The organism is Streptomyces sp. 130 (genome assembly GCF_007096885.1).
Lineage (GTDB): Bacteria > Actinomycetota > Actinomycetes > Streptomycetales > Streptomycetaceae > Streptomyces.
This window is the reverse complement of sequence record NZ_VJNO01000104.1, coordinates 1-1247: the sequence shown is the minus strand read 5'-3', so window position 1 is coordinate 1247 and position 1247 is coordinate 1. Positions and strand designations below refer to the sequence as shown.

1 protein-coding gene is annotated in these 1247 nt (G+C 70.2%); it reads left to right on the top strand.

Going from position 1 to position 1247, the window contains the following annotated elements:
* On the top strand, positions 1-1247 hold a 1247-nt coding region (locus FKN01_RS32180; RefSeq protein WP_185993084.1), incomplete at both ends, for a polyketide synthase dehydratase domain-containing protein.

The following is a 1247-nucleotide window of genomic DNA, read 5'->3' as shown; positions in this document are numbered from 1 at the left end:
GTGCGGCATGTGCGGGAGGCGGTGCGTTTCGCGGACGCGGTGTCGTTCGTGGTGTCGCGGGGTGTGACGTCGTTCGTCGAGGTGGGTCCGGAGGGTGTGCTGTGCGGGATGGCGCAGCAGTCGGTGGAGGAGGAGGCAGCGGTCTTCGTTCCGCTGGTGCGTAAGGGCCGGCCCGAGGTGGCCTCGACGGTTGCCGCGTTGGGGCGGTTGCATGTGAGTGGTGTGGCGGTGGACTGGGCCCGGCTCTTCGAGGGGACGGGTGCCCGCCGCGTCGACCTGCCGACGTACGCCTTCCAGCGCGAGCGGTACTGGATGCAGGCGGAGGCCGGCGGCAACGACCCCGGCTCGCTCGGCCTGGGAGCCACCCGCCACCCGCTGCTCGGGGCGATCGTCACTCTGGCGCAGGCTGACGAGATCGTGCTCACCGGACGGCTGTCTCTGGGCGATCAGGCATGGATTGCCGACCACGGCGTGCTGGGCAGCGTGCTCCTTCCCGGCACGGCCTTCGTGGAACTGGCCATCAGGGCAGGCGACGAGGTCGGTTGCGACCTGCTGGAAGAGCTGACGTTGCAGGCACCGCTCGTCCTCCCCGAACAGGGCGGAGTCGCGATTCAGGTAGCGGTCGGCGCGGCCGATCCGGCGGGGCGTCGTACGGTCAGCGTGTATTCACGGGGCGACGGCGCTGATCACGCCCCGTGGACGCGTCATGCCGAAGGCATCCTTGCCACGGGCGGCAGAGTGCCCGCGGCGGACCTGACCGCGTGGCCGCCGAAGGGCGCGGAGGCGATCGACGTCGAGGGAGCCTACGAGCTCCTTGCCGAGCGTGGCTACGGCTACGGGCCGGTGTTCCAGGGGCTCAAGGCTGCCTGGACATCTGGGGAGGAGCTGTACGCGGAGATCGCACTCCCGGAATCGGAGCAGGACGACGCCCAGCGCTTCGGTCTGCACCCGGCTCTGCTCGACGCGGCCATGCATGTGGCGCTCATCGATGACGGTTCACGGACCGACGAATCGACCGTGCTGCCCTTCGCCTGGACCGACGTCGCTCTCCACGCGGCAGGGGCGTCGGCCCTCCGGGTCCGGATTGCACCGGCAGGACAGGACAGCGTCTCGGTCCTGGTGGCCGACGGAGCCGGTCAGCCTGTGCTCACGGTAGGCGCGTTGGTCTCGCGTCCGGTGTCGGTGGAGCAGTTGGTGGGGTCGGGTGTGGGTGGTGGGTTGCATGAGGTGGTGTGGCGCCCGTTGGC